14 protein-coding genes are annotated in these 17,082 nt (G+C 57.8%); 2 read left to right on the top strand and 12 right to left on the bottom strand.

The window, feature by feature from the left end; translation table 11 throughout:
- The 4 genes from RVY89_RS07295 to RVY89_RS07280 all read right to left on the bottom strand — a co-directional run bounded on the left by RVY89_RS07295 (window position 1) and on the right by RVY89_RS07280 (window position 3,518).
- Entirely contained in the window at window positions 1-2,025 is a 2,025-nt protein-coding gene (locus tag RVY89_RS07295) for a protein-disulfide reductase DsbD family protein (protein WP_484827352.1), read from the bottom strand.
- A 48-nt stretch (window positions 2,026-2,073) separates the two neighbouring features.
- Window positions 2,074-2,445, bottom strand: a complete 372-nt coding sequence (locus RVY89_RS07290) for a hypothetical protein (RefSeq protein ID WP_484827351.1) — start codon at window positions 2,443-2,445, stop codon at window positions 2,074-2,076.
- Between the two features lie 87 nt (window positions 2,446-2,532).
- Window positions 2,533-3,093, bottom strand: a complete 561-nt coding sequence (locus tag RVY89_RS07285) for an RNA polymerase sigma factor (protein ID WP_484827906.1) — start codon at window positions 3,091-3,093, stop codon at window positions 2,533-2,535.
- Between the two features lie 5 nt (window positions 3,094-3,098).
- On the bottom strand, window positions 3,099-3,518 hold the full coding sequence (locus RVY89_RS07280) for a hypothetical protein (RefSeq protein ID WP_484827350.1): 420 nt from the start codon (window positions 3,516-3,518) through the stop codon (window positions 3,099-3,101).
- A 282-nt stretch (window positions 3,519-3,800) separates the two neighbouring features.
- Here RVY89_RS07280 and RVY89_RS07275 point away from each other — a divergent pair, with 282 nt between their 5' ends.
- The gene (locus RVY89_RS07275; protein ID WP_484827349.1) at window positions 3,801-4,871 is read left to right on the top strand and encodes a GTP pyrophosphokinase; all 1,071 of its coding nucleotides are present in this window, start codon (window positions 3,801-3,803) and stop codon (window positions 4,869-4,871) included.
- Between the two features lie 104 nt (window positions 4,872-4,975).
- Here RVY89_RS07275 and RVY89_RS07270 read toward each other — a convergent pair whose 3' ends face one another.
- The 8 genes from RVY89_RS07270 to RVY89_RS07235 form a co-directional block, all read right to left on the bottom strand.
- Window positions 4,976-6,526: a methyl-accepting chemotaxis protein gene (locus tag RVY89_RS07270; protein ID WP_484827348.1), complete on the bottom strand. Its 1,551-nt coding sequence runs from the start codon at window positions 6,524-6,526 to the stop codon at window positions 4,976-4,978.
- 89 nt (window positions 6,527-6,615) lie between these two features.
- Window positions 6,616-7,632 carry a LacI family DNA-binding transcriptional regulator gene (locus RVY89_RS07265; protein ID WP_484827347.1) on the bottom strand — a complete coding sequence of 339 codons (1,017 nt, stop codon included), beginning with the start codon at window positions 7,630-7,632 and terminating at the stop codon, window positions 6,616-6,618.
- A gap of 28 nt (window positions 7,633-7,660) precedes the next feature.
- Window positions 7,661-9,067, bottom strand: coding sequence for a sucrose-6-phosphate hydrolase (locus tag RVY89_RS07260; protein ID WP_484827346.1), 1,407 nt, complete (start codon window positions 9,065-9,067; stop codon window positions 7,661-7,663).
- Window positions 9,067-10,437: a sucrose-specific PTS transporter subunit IIBC gene (locus RVY89_RS07255; protein WP_023619263.1), complete on the bottom strand. Its 1,371-nt coding sequence runs from the start codon at window positions 10,435-10,437 to the stop codon at window positions 9,067-9,069. The genes RVY89_RS07260 and RVY89_RS07255 overlap by 1 nt, the downstream gene beginning before the upstream one ends.
- Window positions 10,438-10,504: 67 nt before the next feature.
- The gene (locus RVY89_RS07250; protein ID WP_484827345.1) at window positions 10,505-12,022 is read right to left on the bottom strand and encodes a carbohydrate porin; all 1,518 of its coding nucleotides are present in this window, start codon (window positions 12,020-12,022) and stop codon (window positions 10,505-10,507) included.
- 169 nt (window positions 12,023-12,191) lie between these two features.
- Window positions 12,192-13,082 (bottom strand): aminoimidazole riboside kinase, encoded by an 891-nt coding sequence (locus RVY89_RS07245; protein WP_484827344.1) that lies wholly within the window; start codon window positions 13,080-13,082, stop codon window positions 12,192-12,194.
- An 88-nt stretch (window positions 13,083-13,170) separates the two neighbouring features.
- Window positions 13,171-14,382: a diguanylate phosphodiesterase gene (locus tag RVY89_RS07240; protein ID WP_484827343.1), complete on the bottom strand. Its 1,212-nt coding sequence runs from the start codon at window positions 14,380-14,382 to the stop codon at window positions 13,171-13,173.
- 95 nt (window positions 14,383-14,477) lie between these two features.
- Complete coding sequence (locus tag RVY89_RS07235) at window positions 14,478-15,959, bottom strand: alpha/beta hydrolase (protein WP_484827342.1); 1,482 nt, start codon at window positions 15,957-15,959, stop codon at window positions 14,478-14,480.
- Window positions 15,960-16,224: 265 nt separating this feature from the next.
- Between RVY89_RS07235 and RVY89_RS07230 the strand changes: the two genes are divergently transcribed.
- On the top strand, window positions 16,225-17,079 hold the full coding sequence (locus tag RVY89_RS07230) for a MurR/RpiR family transcriptional regulator (protein WP_484827341.1): 855 nt from the start codon (window positions 16,225-16,227) through the stop codon (window positions 17,077-17,079).
- Window positions 17,080-17,082 lie beyond the last annotated feature (3 nt).

The raw sequence follows: 17,082 nt of genomic DNA, 5'->3' as shown, positions 1-17,082 counted from the left end.
TTAGCCTTTTGCGTTGTTCAGGGTGGTGACCAGGGTGCGCTTGTCCAGCAGCGGCGAGAGGATTTCGCCGTCAGGCAGACCGGGGCCATACACCGCGTTAAACGGAATGGCGTAGCGGTTTCGCTTCGCCATAAAATCCGCGATAAACGCGGACGGCTGGCTCCAGTCTCCGCACAGGGCCACAACGTCCGGCTGGCGCAGCGTGGCTATAACGTCCGGCTGGCTGAGCACCCGGTGTTCGTTGACTTTGCAGGTCACGCACCAGTCCGCCGAGATATCTACAAACACCCGTTTCCCCTGCGCCAGCGCGTTCTCGATAGCCTCTTCACTGAGCGGCTGCCACGGGACGGTCTGCGCAACGTTTTGTGCCGGAGCGTCAGGCGGCGCGTTAAGCAGACCGCGCGCCTGATACCCGCCAAACGCCGACAGCGCGATGACCACCAGCCAGAACAAGGGCGAGGATTTTTGCCCCTTCAGCGCGAACAGCACCAGCGCGGCGGCAGTCAGCGCCAGCATCACGATCTGGCTGGCCGCCTCGCCCAGATGCACGCTCAACAGCGTCGCCAGCCAGAGGCTGGAGGCCAGCATCATCAGGCCGAGGATGACCCTGAGCGTGTTCATCCAGCGGCCGGGTTTCGGCAGCAGCATGGCCGTTTTCGGCACCAGGGCAACGAACAGCCAGGGCAGGCTCATGCCCACGCCGAGCATCAGGAAGATAAGCCACAGGGCGTGCAGCGGCGCGCCAAGGGCAAAGGCGACCGCGGTACCCAGGAACGGCGCGGAGCACGGCGTCGCCAGCAGCGTGGCGAACATTCCTTCGCAGAAGCTGCCGCCGATCCCCGATCCCCCTGCCGTCGCCAGCCGTCCTGCGGCAGAAGAAGGCAGCAGCACTTCAAACGTCCCAAAAAGGTTCAGCGCAAACAGGAAGGTCACGGCGACCATCAGGCCGATAAACCACGGGTTCTGGAACTGAATGCCCCACCCCAGCGACGCTCCGGCCAGCTTCAGCGCGGTGACCATCCCGGCCAGCAGCATAAAGGAAGTCAGGATCCCGGCGCTGGTGGCCAGAAAGCGCAGCCTGATGGCGCGGCTGTCCGATCCCGCCTGCAGGATGCTGTTAAGCTTCATGCCCATCACCGGCAGCACGCACGGCATCAGGTTCAGGATCAGCCCGCCCAGCAGCGCAAAGAGCACCATTTTTCCCGTCCCGTCCGGCGCGGAGGTCTCTTCGGGCGTTGTCCCAACGGCCATGGAGGTTTGCTGCGCCCGATCGCCGTTGGTCAGCACAAACGACAGCCTTTTACCTGCCAGCGAGGCGGGCTTATCGCCCCATTCGTCGGTCACGGGAACCGTGACCCGAAGCGTAGTACCGTCATGCTTAATGACCGGATCGCCAGGCAGAATATCGCCCTCCAGCGGGTCAAAATAGATCCCCGGATTGTCCCATTTTCCGTCCGTCGTCCCCGTCACCACCAGGTTACCGTCAGATAGCCAGGCGGAAAGATCCGACGACACACCTGATGAGCCCGGCACGGCGCGCATCGCTTGTTCGAAGGCGCTGCGGAAGCCCTCATCCACCGGCTGGGTAAAATCGAGATGCAGCGGGTAGTCCGTCAGCAGGCAGACGTTGCTGCAGGTAGAGAGCGTCAGCGTCCCGTCGAGCGCGTCGCCCTTCGCGCCGTCGAGCGTAATCGGGATCGTCACCTTATCGTGATAGCCCTGCGTGGTCATGCCGGAGATATCGAAGCGCGACGGCACCGGCCAGGACCAGCTGTCCGTTACGCCTTCCGGCCAGCTGATTTTCGGCTCGACGCCGCCCTCGCCCGGCGATCGCCAGTAGGTTTTCCAGCCGGGCTTTAGCTCAACGGTGAGCAGGCCTTTTACGTGCGTTTGTTCCCTCTCCGCCTGAAAGCGGATGCGGGCGTGATCGTTTTGTGGGGAGACCAGCCAGCCGGTGTCCGCCGCATGGACAATGCCGATGCAGGACAGCCACAGGAAGACGAATCCCCTGAAGAGGTTAACCATGTTGTACTCCGTGAACAGTGAAAAATTATCGTGTGGTGACGATGTTTTTCATTCACGGAAAACGCAGTTTTTAAGGTGTATTCGGGGAGGCGGCGCCTGAACGGGCTGTTCCACGGGAGCCAATGCCCACCATTGCGTAAACAGGTGCAGCAGCGCGAAGAAGATAATAATGGCCGGCAGCGCGCCGTCGAAGAACAGCGGCTGTGCGCAAAGCAGCGAGTGCGCGCCGAGCTGACACGGCGACGGGCCGGATTGTTCAGTGGTGCTGGTTTGAGCAGGGGCATCTGCACTCAGCGAAATCTGCGGATCCAGTCCCTGTAAGAAATGGTTGAGCATCACCGCACGCTGCACGAGGCAAAGCGCCATCGCGAGACAGGTGATAATCAAAAGCCATTTTCCGAGGAGCTGACGGTTGCGCATAACATTCCAGAGTGACGAGACGCCCCGATCATAAACGATAGTGATGAATCTACAAGTGCCGGAAGTGTAAGGTTTTGTCTGTCGCCGCTATTCGCCCGTCAGCGCGTCATAGACGTCCCTCAGCCGCGTGCGGAGAAACAGCACCGCCTTGTGCTTGCGGGATAACAGCGCCTGTTCGCTGGCGCCGGTCTCCTCTGCCAGCATCTTAATGCTGTAGCCGTGGAGCTCGGTCTTTTCAAACGCCTCCCGCTGCGGCGGTGGAAGTTCAGACAGCGCCTGCCCCAGCTCTTCCCACAGCAGCGTTTTGAGGTACTCCTCCTCCGGCGTGTGCGGTACGCCGAACAGGGTTTCGGCCAGCTCGTCTTCCGGAAAACCGTCGTCGTCTTCGCCCGTAAAATAGCCGGAGAGCGACACCTCGCGCTTTTTACGCGCCCGGTCGGTCATCTCGTTACGCGCCGCGCGGAACAGCCAGGCGGCGACGTTTTCGACCGGCTGCTCCACTTTCATCAGCTGATACGTCACTTCCTGCAAAATGTCGTCGGCATCATCTCGAAAGGAGGTCCGCCCGCGAATGAAGGCTTTCAGCCGGGCGCGGCAGGCGTTGAGCGCCGACATCAGCATGGATCCGCCCGCCTCCCCGGCTTTCATCTCTCTCACTCTGCTTCCGGCGCTTTTGGCGTGGCTTCATCGCGCTTATCGTCACGATGACCGTGCCAGCCGCAGTGCCCGCGACCGTGGCGACCAAACCCTTCGCGGCGCTGCTGAATAAACGCCTCGCGCTGTTCGGGCGTCATGTTCATCCAGCGCTCGTGCATCCGGCGGTGCGCGCCAAACATTCCGGGGCGGAAACCTAAGCCGCCAAACAGAATGCGGCTCAGCACCAGAATGCCCAGCGCCTGCCAGAATCCGATGGCCTTTACGCCAAGGATCGCCGGGAGCAAGGCGTTCCACAGGGTCATCACCAGCAGGCCGAGCACGATGAAGATCACCGCGCCGATGACTAACCTCTTGCCCATACGGTGGCGACCAATTCCGCGCCCGTGACCTCTGCCGTGCAGTTCAAAATCTCTCATGGTGTTTACCTCGTTTACAGTAACTGATTATGGCTTGTGATGAGGTAGACGGATGAGGAAGGAAAATATTGCTGGGAATGTGAAATTTGTTTCTGAAAGCACTGGTGCGGTACCATAAGCACATACAGATGTTTAATGTTGGACAGACCTTGACACGATAAACGAATCAAGCTAATACATTGATTTTTATGTTTATGCTCTTGTGTTGGATTTTCCGTACCACGCAGCACCATTGATTGATGCATAGAACCCCACTAATATGGAAATCTTTAAGGAATTGCGATGTCAATACTAGATGAATTTGATAAAAATAAAAATTTATTTGAACAGTACGCTAATTCATTGAAATCTCTCCTAGCAAGTTTGATTGAAAACCAAGGTATTTCAGTTCATACCTTAGATGTTAGAGTAAAAGAAAGACGTAGTCTTGAGCAAAAGATAATAAGAAAAAACAAATATACCTTTTTATCCGAAATTACGGATATCGTTGGTATAAGAGTGATCACTCACTACTCAAATGACGTCGATAAAATCGCTGAAGTTATCGAACGAGAATTTTCAATTGATTGGGAAAACTCAATAGATAAACGAAAAACTATTGAGCACGATAGGTTTGGTTACCTTTCCCTGCATTACATTATTTCTCACAATGAGCAAAGATGCGCTCTTTCCGAATACTCAAAGCATGAGACATTAAAAGCTGAAATCCAAATAAGATCGATCCTGCAGCATGCATGGGCAGAAATTGAGCATGATATTGGTTATAAATCTAACATTGGATTGCCTCCGGAATTAAGAAGAAAATTTTCTCGTTTAGCAGGTCTTCTTGAGATTGCTGATAATGAATTTACACAGATAAAAAGTGATATTGAAAATCACAGAAAGGATGTGAATATAAACGTGATAGGTCAAGGGCCAAGCATACCGCTTGATGTATTTACCCTGAGAGAGTATTTAAACACAAACTTGACTTTTATAGGAATAGCTAAAGATTTATCAATGACTGATGGTATCAATATTGACATTAACACAGAATCCAATGAGGGTTTTGACTGGATTATCAATAGCCTAAATCTATTAAAGATTACATCAATTCAAAAATTAGACGAGTTTGTCCATGAAAATTCAAAATTGATAACGTTGAGAGTATATCAATTGTTCAATATTGAACATAACAAAGAATTTTGGATGAACTTAAAAAACCAATATCTACTTGGTTATTTATGCCAAGTTGTAATTGCCCAGTCAGATCACGAAATACAAGAGAAATACTTTAAAAGCTTCAACGTTGAACCCGACCCGGAAAATATGAGGCTCTATTTTGAAGACGTATTGAAATGTTTGGGTGACTGATTTGTGATGTATTACTGCACAAAATTTCAAATGATAAACTATAGATTTCCTTAACAAAAATAATTTTCTTTACTGAGGCTCCTTTCGGAGCCTCAGTAATTCAATCAAGCCTGCACCGGCAACCTAAAACTCGAAATACTCCGTGAAAGCTGCAGCGCCTGCTCTTCCAGTGAGGCCGCTGCCGCAGCGGACTGCTGCACCAGCGCGGCGTTCTGCTGGGTCACGCCGTCCATCTCGGTCACCGCCTGCCCGACCTGGCTAATCCCGCGGCTCTGCTCTTCAGAGGCGACGGAGATCTGCTCCATCAGCGTATTCACTTTGTTCACCGACGAAATGATCGCGTCAATCACCTCGCCCGAGCGGCTCACCAGCTCCGCACCGTTTTTCACGCTGGAGACCGACTGCGCGATCAGGCTTTCGATATCTTTCGCCGCCACGGCGCTTTTCTGCGCCAGGGTGCGCACTTCGCTGGCCACGACCGCAAAGCCGCGGCCCTGCGTACCGGCGCGCGCCGCTTCAACCGCCGCGTTCAGCGCCAGGATGTTGGTCTGGAAGGCGATGCTGTTAATCACGCTGGTAATGTCTTCAATGCGCTTCGAGTTCGCCGCGATGGTATTCATCGTGTCGATCACTTCACGGGTTACCGCTTCACCGGTGTGGGCATTTTTCACCGCGTCCTGCACCAGCTTCCCGGCCTGATACACGTTATCGGTATTGTTCGCCACCGTCGCGCTCAGCTCTTCCATGCTGGCCGCCGTCTGGGTTAACGCCGAAGCCTGCTGCTCGGTGCGTGACGCCAGGTCGATATTACCGGAGGCAATCTCCTGCGCTGCGTGCGTTACGGTATGGCTCGCATCGCGCACCTGGGCGATGGTCGCCAGCAGCGCCTGACGCATCTGCTCCATCGAGCCCATCAGATGATCGATTTCGTTGCCTGTACTCCCCTTCACCGGCACCGGAATGTCCAGCTTGCCTGCCGCAATCTGGCTGCAGTGCTCGCGCGCCAGGTTAACCGGCGCAAAGACAAAGCGCTTCATCAGCAGGCTAACGGCGACAATCACCACTACAAACAGGCTGGCGATAGCGGCAATGATCGCCAGGCCAGAGACGAAGTTACTGCTCGCATCTTCGTTCAGGCTTTTGGCGTATTTCTGGTGCACGGAAAGGACCTGGTCGAGAACGATCTCGTACTGGCGGTCGAGGCGGGAGACTTCCGGGATCAGCGCGTTGAATTTGGCAACATCGTGCGCCTCGGCGGCGTCGATCAGCGGCGCCAGCCCCTGGTTGCGGTAGTTCTGCCAGGCGTCCTGATACGCAGTGACCAGCGACGCCTCATCGCTCAGGCGCGGCGACGCCATAAAGGCAGCAAAGGCGTGGTCCGCTTTGGTCAGCGCCTCTTTCACGGCGGTAAGCTTCGCAGCGCCGTCCGCCGCGTTGCCCGCTTCCACCATCTTCACATACTCCATCACCCGAACGCGCAGCGTACGGCTGTGGTTGATGGGGTCAATAATGGACAGCACAACCTGGATCTCTTTGTTGACGTTATCCAGCGAATTATTACTTTTAATGATGAGGCCAACGCTGGTGACGGTGCTGACGACAAAGAAGAAAAGCAGCGAGAACAGGACAATCAGGGACGACTTTTTCAACGACATAAACCAATACCTCAAGGAGAATTATTCCTTATGGTTATCGGCCATTCCAAAACTTAAATTAATTAAAGTTATTGAAGTATCGAACCGGGCTATTTCGCTGACTTATAGCGTCGCTGCAGGGTGGCATTGAGCTTGCGCTGCAACGGCTGCGGCGTCTCCCCTTCGATTAATTTGCTAATCAAATCAAAGCAGTGCCACGCCAGCTGTCGGTTATCCTGGCGGATGGTATCCACCGGGATTGTCAGCGAATCGTAGAGATAGTGATCGTCAAAACTGGCTAACCTGATATTGCTTTGCAGCAGGTTATGCTGGCCCATATAGCGCAGCACCCCTTCCAGCAGCCCGCAGGCGGCGGCGAAGAGCGCCTTCGGCGGACGCCCCAGACGGGCGCAGAGTTCAGCAAACATCTCGTATCCGGAGCTCGGGTGATAGTTGCCGTGAATGATCCACTCGGGACGCAGCTCCACGCCGGCATCACGCAGCCCTTGCTTAAACCCTTCCAGACGGTCGCGCGTCGGGGATAGGCGGGGCTGGCCGCCGAGGAAGTAGAACTCATCCGGATGCTGGCGCGCAATGTCCGCCACCAGTTCCGTCGTCGGGGTAATAGAATCAGTGATGACCAGCGGCAGCGCGCTGTCGTTGATGTGGCGGTCAAACAGGACCACCGGAAGCTGCTCGCTCAGCTTATGGTAGTCCGCGTCGTTGAGCATGCTGGAGGCCACAATCAGACCGTCCACCTGACGCGCCACCATGTTGTTCACCACCACCGTTTCCTGCCCCGGGTTTTCATCGCTGCAGGAGATCAGCAGCTGAACGCCCGCCTCCCGGCACAGCGTTTCCAGCTCGTGAGAAAAGACGGCAAAACCGTAGTTGGTGATCTCCGGGACCACCAGACCAATGGTGTGGCTGCGGTTATCGCGCAGCGAGCGGGCGTGAATGCTGGGCTGATAGTGGTGCTCTTTTGCAATCGCCAGCACGCGCTCGCGCGTCTCTTCCGCCACGCGTAGCTCTTTGCTGCGACCGTTCAGAACCAAGCTGGCGGTGGCTTTTGACACACCCGCCAGCTCCGCGATGTCTTTAATGGTGACGCGTTTTGTTTTTCTCACAACGACTTAGATCCGGCTGCCAAAACCCTCATTCTATCATGCAGGCACGCAGCGACCAGTAGCGTAATGTGATATCGGACGCACCTTCGAATCGCACCTGGGCCGGATGGTCAGGAAAATAGCGGCTGCTCATCACCCCTTCGCCATGGTTAATGAAGATTTCGACGCTGGAGCGGTCGCACAGGACGCGCAAATGACGGACGTCGCCCTGCCAGTAGCGGGTCAGCGTTTCCCCGGTTTTCAGGCTCGCGCGTTCCAGACGCACGCCCTGCTCATCAACCCTGAGACGCAGCGCACCGGCAAAATCGACGCTCACGTGCGCGGCGTCCAGCTCAAACTCCAGGCGCGTCGCGTCCAGTTCGGGCGCGTCGCTGGCGCGCCCCTGCCAGTGCTGCTCATCTTCACGCAGCGCCGCGAGCTCGCGCGCCGGGGTTTGCCAGAGCCTGCCGTCGCGATAGCGTAGTTCGCGCGGGCAGGTCATCTGGTGCATCCAGCCGTGCGCCCGGGTGGGCTGAAGCATCTCTTCCCCGTCCGGTACGCCCATCCAGCCGATCAGAATGCGTCGCCCGTCTTCTGCCAGCGTGGTTTGCGGGGCGTAGAACTCAAACCCCGCGTCCAGCTCGTGCAGCTCGCCGTGATCGAATGCGGCGCTGGCGTAATCAAACGCCCCGCTCATCCAGGTGGCCGGATAGGTATTGAGATAGCGATGCGGCTCGCGCGCCAGCCCCTGCGGGCAGCAGATCAGGACGTGCGTCCCGTCGAGAGCGAACAGGTCCGGACACTCCCACATATAACCCGCGTCCGTCAGGCCGTTAACCCCGTGACCGGCGATCTCCCCGCAGGATGTCCAGGCGTGCAAATCAGCTGATTTAAACAGCAGCACCTTGCCGCGCTTCTGTAAATCCTGCGCGCCCAGCACCATGTACCACTGCCCGCCGTGCTGCCACACCTTCGGGTCGCGCACGTGTCCGGTGTAGCCTTCCGGCAGCGCCAGCACCGGCCCCAGCTTTTTAAAGGTTCCGTCCGGCTGCTCCACGGCCAGGCACTGCCAGGCGGTGCGGCTGCCGTCATCAAACTTGACGTTGCCGGTGTAGCACAGGGTCAAAACGCCCTCGTTATCCACGGCGCTGCCGGAGTAGCAGCCGTTGCGGTCATACTCTTCGTCAGGCATCAGCGCCAGCGGCTCATGCCGCCAGTGCACGAGGTCCGCAGAGCTCCAGTGCCCCCAGCACTTAAAGCGATGCTCGCAGTCCAGCGGGTTCCACTGATAGAACAGGTGATAGCGGCCGGCAAACCAGATAAAGCCGTTCGGGTCGTTCATCAGCCCCGTCACCGGCGCGGGGTGCCACTGCGGATAGTGGCTATCCGCCAGCGCCCGCGGCTGGCCTGTCATAACGGCCTGCAGGATCGCAGGCCAGCGGGAAGGTAACGTCATTATTCAGAGTCCGTTTTATATTTCAGCAGCAGTGAGACGGTAAACGCCACGCCGAAGGCAATCACCATGCCGATAATATAGTTGAGCAGCGAGCTGGCCTGCACGATGGCCATGCCCGGAATGGCGGTCAGCCCGACGGCGGTCATATACACATGCACGGAGACCACCCAGGCCCCGCCCACCGCGCCGCCAATCAGCGCGGCGATAAACGGCTTAACGAAGCGCAGGTTGATACCAAAAATGGCCGCCTCGGTGATGCCCAGCATCGCAGAAAACGCCGACGGTAAGGTAATGGCTTTGATTTTGGCATCTTTGGTTTTGAACCACACCGCCAGACAGGCGCCGCCCTGCGCCACGTTCGCCATGGCCCAGATCGGCAACAGGAAGTTAACGCCAATCGACGGGTTACCCAGCAGCCCGGCTTCAATCGCGTGGAAGCTGTGGTGAATACCGGTGATCACAATCACCGAATACAGTCCGCCGAACAGCAGCCCGGCTAGCCAGCCCGCGTGGGCAATCAGCGTGCTCAGAATAAAGGAGATACCGTCACCCAGGGCGCGCCCCGCCGGGCCGATAATCAGCAAGGCGATAAATCCGGAGATAACGACGGTGAGGAACGGCGTCAGGATCAGGTCTAACGCGTCCGGGATCGCGCGGCGCAGGTTTTTCTCCACGATGCTCATAAACCAGACGGCCAGCAGCACCGGGAATACCGTGCCCTGATAGCCAATCATCGCGATCTCAAGACCGAAGAAGTTCATGGTGTGGAAGCCCGACGCCACGCCCCAGGCGTTGGTCAGCGCCGGGTGGGTCAGAATGCCGCCCAGCGTCGCGCCGAGATACGGGTTACCCCCAAATTCGCGCGCGGCGGTAAAGCCGATCAGAATAGGCAGAATGATAAACGCCGCCGAGCTGCACATGTCCAGCATGATGTAGATGGCGTTATCCGCATTGACCCAGCCGTAGGTTTTCACCATGCCGAGCAGGCCCATCAGCAGGCCGGATGCCACAATCGCGGGAATGATCGGCACAAAGATGTTGGAGAGCAGACGGGCAATGCGCTGGAACGGGTTCAGCTTGCGCGCCGCCAGGTCCGCGGCCTCAGATTTACTGGATTCGCTAATCCCCGCCGCCTGAATAAACGCGGCGTAAACCTTGTTGACCACGCCCGTGCCAAAAATCACCTGCATCTGCCCGGCGTTACGGAAGCAGCCTTTCACGCCGTCAACCTTGCCGATAGCCTGCTGATCCGCCAGCGCGTCATCGACCAGCACCAGACGAAGACGCGTTGCGCAGTGCGCCGCGCTGGCGATATTTTCCTTGCCACCGAGCAGCGGAATAAGCTCGCGGGCGATTTGATTAAAATCCATAGATACCTCTGCCTGACTTCTTTTTTATGATGTGCGAAACGCTCCCGCCAGGCGGGAGCGTGATGGGTTAAAACCAGGTTTCCATCTGGACCCCAAAGTTCCATTCCCCGCCGGCGTTGAAGCCGCTGCTGCCAAAGGCATCATCGCTGGCGTAATGATCCAGTTTGCTGCTCCAGTCCATCCAGGTGGCAAACAGGCGCAGTTCAGGACGGCTGAAGAAATCGCCGATTTTGCTCGCTTTTAAGGTCGGCGCAAAGGTCAGCTTGTAGAAACTGCCGTTGACGGCGTTGCGGTCCTTATAGCCTTCCGGATTTAAATCCATGTACTGATAGCTTCCCTCAAACGCCAGGGCGAAATTCTGGGTGACCTCTTTGATCAGGCGGGTGTTGAGCGTCACCCACTCATAGCTATCGCCCTTGACGTAGCGATCTTTACTGCTTTGTGCCAGAACGGCGGGCGCAACGCTCCAGCCACCGCCGATCGGCGTGACACCGTAACTTGCGAAGCGCCAGGTATCCGCCTCAGACAGCAAGGCGCCGTCGGAGCCGATGCTTTTCACCTCCGCACCCAGCCCGTGACCATACAGCAGCGCCGTTTTGGCGGTCCCTTCGCGCAGGCCGTAGAAGCTGTCATTATGCAAGCCCACCAGGGCATGAACGCCGGTATTGGCGGCATCCGTTTTGATGAGATCGCCGTTAGTGTCTTTACGGTCGTCGTTATCCTTCGCCCGCAGGCCGCTCACCATCAGCTGGAACGGGCCGGCGAAGTGGTTCATGCTGAGGATATAGTTCTGAACGTTGTTGTCGGTCTGCTCCACGCTGCCGAAGTTGCGGCCATAAATGGAGAAGTTGCTGCGCAGCGAATCGTTCCATTTCACGTCATACACGCCGCCGCCGGTACCGGCCAGGAACACCACGTCTGAATCCAGCCAGTGGATGTCAAAGTTGTCGCGGTCGAAGCGTTTACCCGCCCAGAAGGTACTGCCCTTCAGCGCGCCGGTAAAATCAGGCAGATTGCCCAGCTCCGCAAAGGCCTGGCGAATATTGAGATCGCTGGTATCGGCTGACCAGTCGTTATAGGTTCTCTGCCCGTCGGCCAGCATCGCCTTGAAGCGCGTGGTCGCCCCGTTATCCAGGGTTTGCTTGTGCTCCAGGTTCAGCTCGACGTAGGTATCGGCTTCGTTACCCAGACGCCCCACCGCACCGCCGGTTTCACCGGCCGGGGTCAGATAAGGGCCGCTTTTGCTGCTGGAGGCCGCATCGTTCATCAGCAGGCCAGAGCGGGCATAGCCGTGGAATTCAAACCCGCCGGTCTGATCCGCCTTCTTCTCCAGCGCGGTGGTGCGCTGTGCCACCTCCTGGGTCGTCGTTTGCGCCTGCTGCTGCGCGGCAACCAGCTGCTGCGTTTTTTGTTCTGCATCGGTGGCGCGCTTCTCGGCCACCTGCGCACGCGTTTCCGCAGCCTGGAGTCGCTGCTCCATCGCGGCGAGACGCGCTTCGATACTGGACATATCCGTTTGGGCAAATACAGAGGTACTTCCGGCCAGCATGCCTATCATCACGGCAAGTCTGCGTTTTTTATACATTTTGTCGCATCCCTAAAAGAAGTCATTAAACGTGCTAAATTGCTAAACCGGTTTAGGTTGCTGATACTAAACCTGTGAATTTTGGATCGGCAATCTTTTTTGCTAAACCGATTTAGTAAGTGTGATCGAGGCGACAATTCAGGCCGCCGGATGGCGGCCAGGAGAGGAATTACAGGTCGTGCTGCCAGGGCAACGCGGTCATCGCCCCTTTGGCCGTGGTGGCCAGCGCGCCGCAGCGCTGGGCGAGTGCGATAACCGGTGGCAGAGCCTGACCGTCAGCAAGGCCGTAGAGCAAACCCGCCACAAAGGCGTCGCCCGCGCCGGTCGTATCAACACACTGCACAGGCGTTGCCGGATAGTGCTTAACGGAGCCCTCATGCCAGGCGATCGCCCCCTCTTTACCCTGCGTGACCAGCACCAGGCGCGCCGGGCAGCGCTGCATCAGCGCCTCCAGACCGGCGTTGACCTCCGCGCTGCCGGTGAAAAAGGCCAACTCTTCTACCGAGAGTTTCACCACGTCTGCGCTTTGCAGGGCATGTTCGAGACAGCGGCGAAGTTCGTTCTCGTCCGGCCAGAGATCCGGGCGAATATTGGGGTCGAAACTGACGTAACCGCCCGCATCCCGGATGGCGGCCATCGCCTGAAATGTTGCAGAACGGCTCGGCTCGGCGCTTAAGGCGATGGAGCAGACGTGCAGCCACTCCCCGGCGCTGAACGTCGGTAGATCGGCAGGTTCCAGAAACAGATCTGCGCTCGGGCGCACCATAAAGGTAAACGAGCGTTCACCGTGGTCGTCGAGATCGACCACCACCGTTGAGGTGCGGTGCGCCGGGTCAAGGCGCATATACTTCACGTCAACCCGCTCGTCGGCGAGCGTTTTCGCCATAAAGCGCCCGAAAGGATCGTCGCCAACCCTGCCGATAAAGGCGCTCTGGCCGCCCAGCCGGGCAATACCGACCGCAACGTTCGCCGGCGCGCCGCCGGGACACTGCAGTAATCGACCTTCTCCATCGGGCAGCAAATCCACTACCGCATCGCCAAGTACCCAGATTTTCTTCATGTCATCCTCTTAGCTAAACTATGTTAAACCGGTTTAGCTATTTAAGCACAGGCCGGACAATGGGGAAATAACGGGAGGGAAATTTGACTCACCGCACCAGGTGCGGCCAGTGGATATCGCCGACGCCATTCAGCTGCGGCCGGGCAAAGAGGAACCCCTGAAAGCGGCGGATCCCGGCAGATTCGAGCCAGCACCACTCCTCTATTTTCTCGATGCCTTCCGCCACCAGGGTGATTTCAAGATCGGAGCAGCAGCTGATGATGGAGCGCACAATCGCCTGTTTCGGGCCGCTCAGGTGGATATTGCTGACAATTTCCCGGTCGATTTTAATTTTATCCGGCTGGAACCGGGTCAGCAGCGACAGACCGGCATAGCCCGAGCCAAAATCATCGATCGCCAGGCCAATCCCCGCCCCGCGAAGCTGCTTGATGGCGCTGTTAAACTGGTTGAACCCGGAGATCATCTCGTTTTCAGTGACTTCAATGACCACCTGCTCCGGCTGCAGGCCATGTTTCTTAATCTCATCGACCAGAAATTCCACGGCGCCGGGGACATTCACCAGCGACATGGGCAGCAGGTTTACCGCGATTTTATGGCTGCCAATGCCCAGCTTTTCCGCCAGCGCAAAGGCATAGGCTTTTGTCTGGAGATCGACTTCGTAGATTCTGTCCGGGTCGACAGTGCTGAAGAAATGCTCCGGGCTGCCGCCGTCGTTGCTACGGATAAGCGCCTCAAGGGAGCTGATCTTCCCTTCCGAGGGCTCGACAATAGGCTGCAGCGCAAACTGGCAGCTTTGCCCGGCAATCAGGCCCAGATGTTCGCCAAAGGGTAGCGTTTCGGTCGAGAGCGTCCATTTATCCGAGGTATAGCGTCCCCCCGACGGGACCGGACGTTTACCGGTTATAAAGGTCTGAATAAATTTGAATACCCGATCGTCGGAGGTGAGATAGCTGTCCAGCTTGCTGTAGCGCAGCACCGACTGCAGCACCTCTTTCGGAGACTGCGTTTGCAGATCGAACAGCAGCATACCGACGTTTTCGAAGCGTCTGCGCGGACCATAGTCCCGCAGCAGTTCAACCACCTCGCTGTGCCGCTTGTCCTCGCGGATAGTATGGAACAGTTTGACCACACTCTCTTCCGACCCTTCCAGGATCTGCAGAACGTCATTCCCTTTAGCCAGGAGGACGCCGGTGATATCCAGTTTTGTGTTGCGGCCCCTGGCGCGCTCCACCAGCTCCCGCAGTTCGGTGGACGGGCGAGATAAATTCAACTGGCTTCGGTAAATCAGAGTCGTCAGCACAAAAATGGGTTCCGATGAGAAAAAAAGGTGCCTTGAAGCTATTATTTAACATACTTAATCAATGCGACCTAACATATTCACGCCACAAAGGAACGTTACTTTTCCGCGCCCCCGATCCGGCTGTTAATCCTCTCCTGCATGTAGTCGTAAAACGGGTTCGAGGTGACCCGCATCAACGCCTCTTTTCCGACGCTCAATACGGACGTTTCGCCCCAGAGCGCAATCGTCCCCAGGCTGATACCGTAGCGGTTTTTCACGCCAGGCTCGCGGCCATAGAGATCGTCATCCGGCGGGAACGGCACCGCAACGTGCGACAGGGAATAGACGTCCTGCGGCCAGGCCTGCGCAAGCGGCACGACCGTCTCGCGGGTGCTGCCTGCCGGGGTTGTTTTCGCAACCGTCGAGAAACTGTGTTCGTCTGCATTGGTGATAACCGTGACACCGTAACGTCTCTGCGCAACCGGCAGCAGCGCCGAAATGGCCGTCCAGGACGACGGTTTGAAGAGCGGACGGAAGCTCGCCGCCTGGTTGATATCGAACATCACCAGCTCGCTGCCGTTTGCCGGAAGCTGGTCAAACAGGGCGCTGACCACCGCACGGGTGCTGACCGTGGAGTCCATTACCGACTGGAACGCAAGCACCGGCGGCAAATTCGCCAGCCTGTTTTCCCGCGCCGCGCGGCCAATCTGCTCCTGCAGGGCCTTCGTCAGCAGCCACGACTGGCGGGCGGCGTTCACCGGGAACGAATTGTATTTATACGGATTATATTCCGGGGCGATATTCAGCCATGCCGCTTTGGCAAACGGCGGCAGCAGCGCCGGTAGTCCGGCGAAGCCGGCGAACCGCGCAAAGGCCGTCACGCCGATCATCGGTGAAAGCAGGATCACCTGCTGCGGTTTACGCAGCGCGGGCGCGTCCAGCGCATCGAGGGCATATTTCATCGCCAGCGCCCCGCCGTTGGAGTAGCCCACCAGATGCAGAGGTACAGCCTCACCCGCCAGGCGCGTGGCTTCCCGTACGGCAAGACGCGTGGCCGCCAGCCACATCTCCCAGTCAACGTCCGTCAGCGCACCGGGCGCGGTGCCGTGTCCGGGAAGACGCGGGACCACGGCCACAAAGCCGTGCTGCTGATAGTTCACGGCAAGGCGCCTGACGCTGTAAGGCGAATCCGTCAGCCCGTGCAGCAGCACCACCGCGCCGCGCGGCTTTCCGGCTGGCATCAGCACAAAGGAGCGGTTGGCATCGGGGGCAAACTGACCGGGCCACACCAGGCTCTGGCGGTAGTAGCGGTTTAGCGGGGTTTGTTCCGAGCCCGCTGTTTTCGCCGTCACCGCGTTATCCAGATCGGTGAAAATCGCCTTTTCCCGTGCCTGATACCCGACAAAATCGGTTTTGTCGAGCTCGCGCACGGACATCTCATCCGCCCGCCAGGTGTGCCACAGGTGCAGTTCCGGCCCCTGCTGCGAGAGATACACCCGCACCGCCAGCAGGACGACCAGGACGATCCCCACGACCATTCCTGTTTTCTTTGCAAGCGCGATCAGGCGCGCGCTGACTCGCCAGGGCAAATTCGCCATGAGGGATCCCTTTTATGTTCTCAGTGCTTCTATCTTATCAAAAATGTGAACAGGCTGACGTATTCACCAAATTCATACCTGTCCGGTCAGCCGGTGCACCAAAAGTGAACTACGCTGCACAAATGTTGATCATTGGTTAACCAAATATTGCATGAAGTTTACTGCACAGCGGGTTTTCGCCCTCCTGTGAACATGGCACGCGTCATGCATTGTTAACCAGGTAACACAATTTCGGCCATTGACAGCCTGTTAACAGCGAGGCGGTATGACGACGAAACCTGAGATGTTGAGCCGTATCGAAGCGACCTTCAGCCAGCTGACCCCCAGCGAGAAGCGGGTCGGAAGCTGGCTGCTGGCGCACGCCGCGCAAATCCCGTTTGAAACGGCGGAGAGCGTCGGGCTGGCGAGCGGCACCAGCGGGATCACCGTCGGACGCTTTCTGCGCAAGCTGGGGTATCGCAACCTGGAAGATGCCAAAAAGAGCCTGCGGGATCCGTATCAGCCCTGGGGCATGAACGAGCGCCTCGACTCCTGGCAGCAGCAGCGCCCCCTGCCCAACCGCCTTCAGCACGCCCTTTCGCTGGAAGTGGACGCCATCACGCAGGTGTATCAGCTGGCGCAAACGGACGCCTTCCGCCAGGTGGTACACCATCTGGCCCACGCGGACGCGGTCTTTGTGCTGGGGATCCAGTCCACGCGCGGGATCGCCAACGCCTTCTTCAGCCACCTTGAATACCTCCGCCCGCGGGTGAGCTACTCCGAAGGGGCATCCGGCAGCTGGGTGGAATCCCTGAACTCGGGGTTCTCGCACCCTTATGTCGTGCTAACCGATACGCGTACCTACTCCACGATGGCCCGACAGTACTGCCGCGTCGCAAGCGAGAAAGGCATTCCGCTGGCCTTAATCACCGACATCTGGTGCCCGTGGGCGCGGGATTACCCGATTGATTTACTGCAGGTGAAAACCGATACCGGTCATTTCTGGGATTCACTTGCCCCCGTGAGCTGTCTGTTCAACCTGCTGCTGTCGGGCGTGGTGGAAGCGCTGGGTGATACGCTCCCGGCGCGCCTGGCGGTAAACCGACAATTACAGCAAGAGTTTGGTCAATTCGAACGCTAAAGG

This window comes from Enterobacter sp. 3U4 (genome assembly GCF_057224565.1).
Note: the sequence above shows the minus strand (reverse complement) of the source record. Positions and strands in the feature narration are given on the sequence as shown.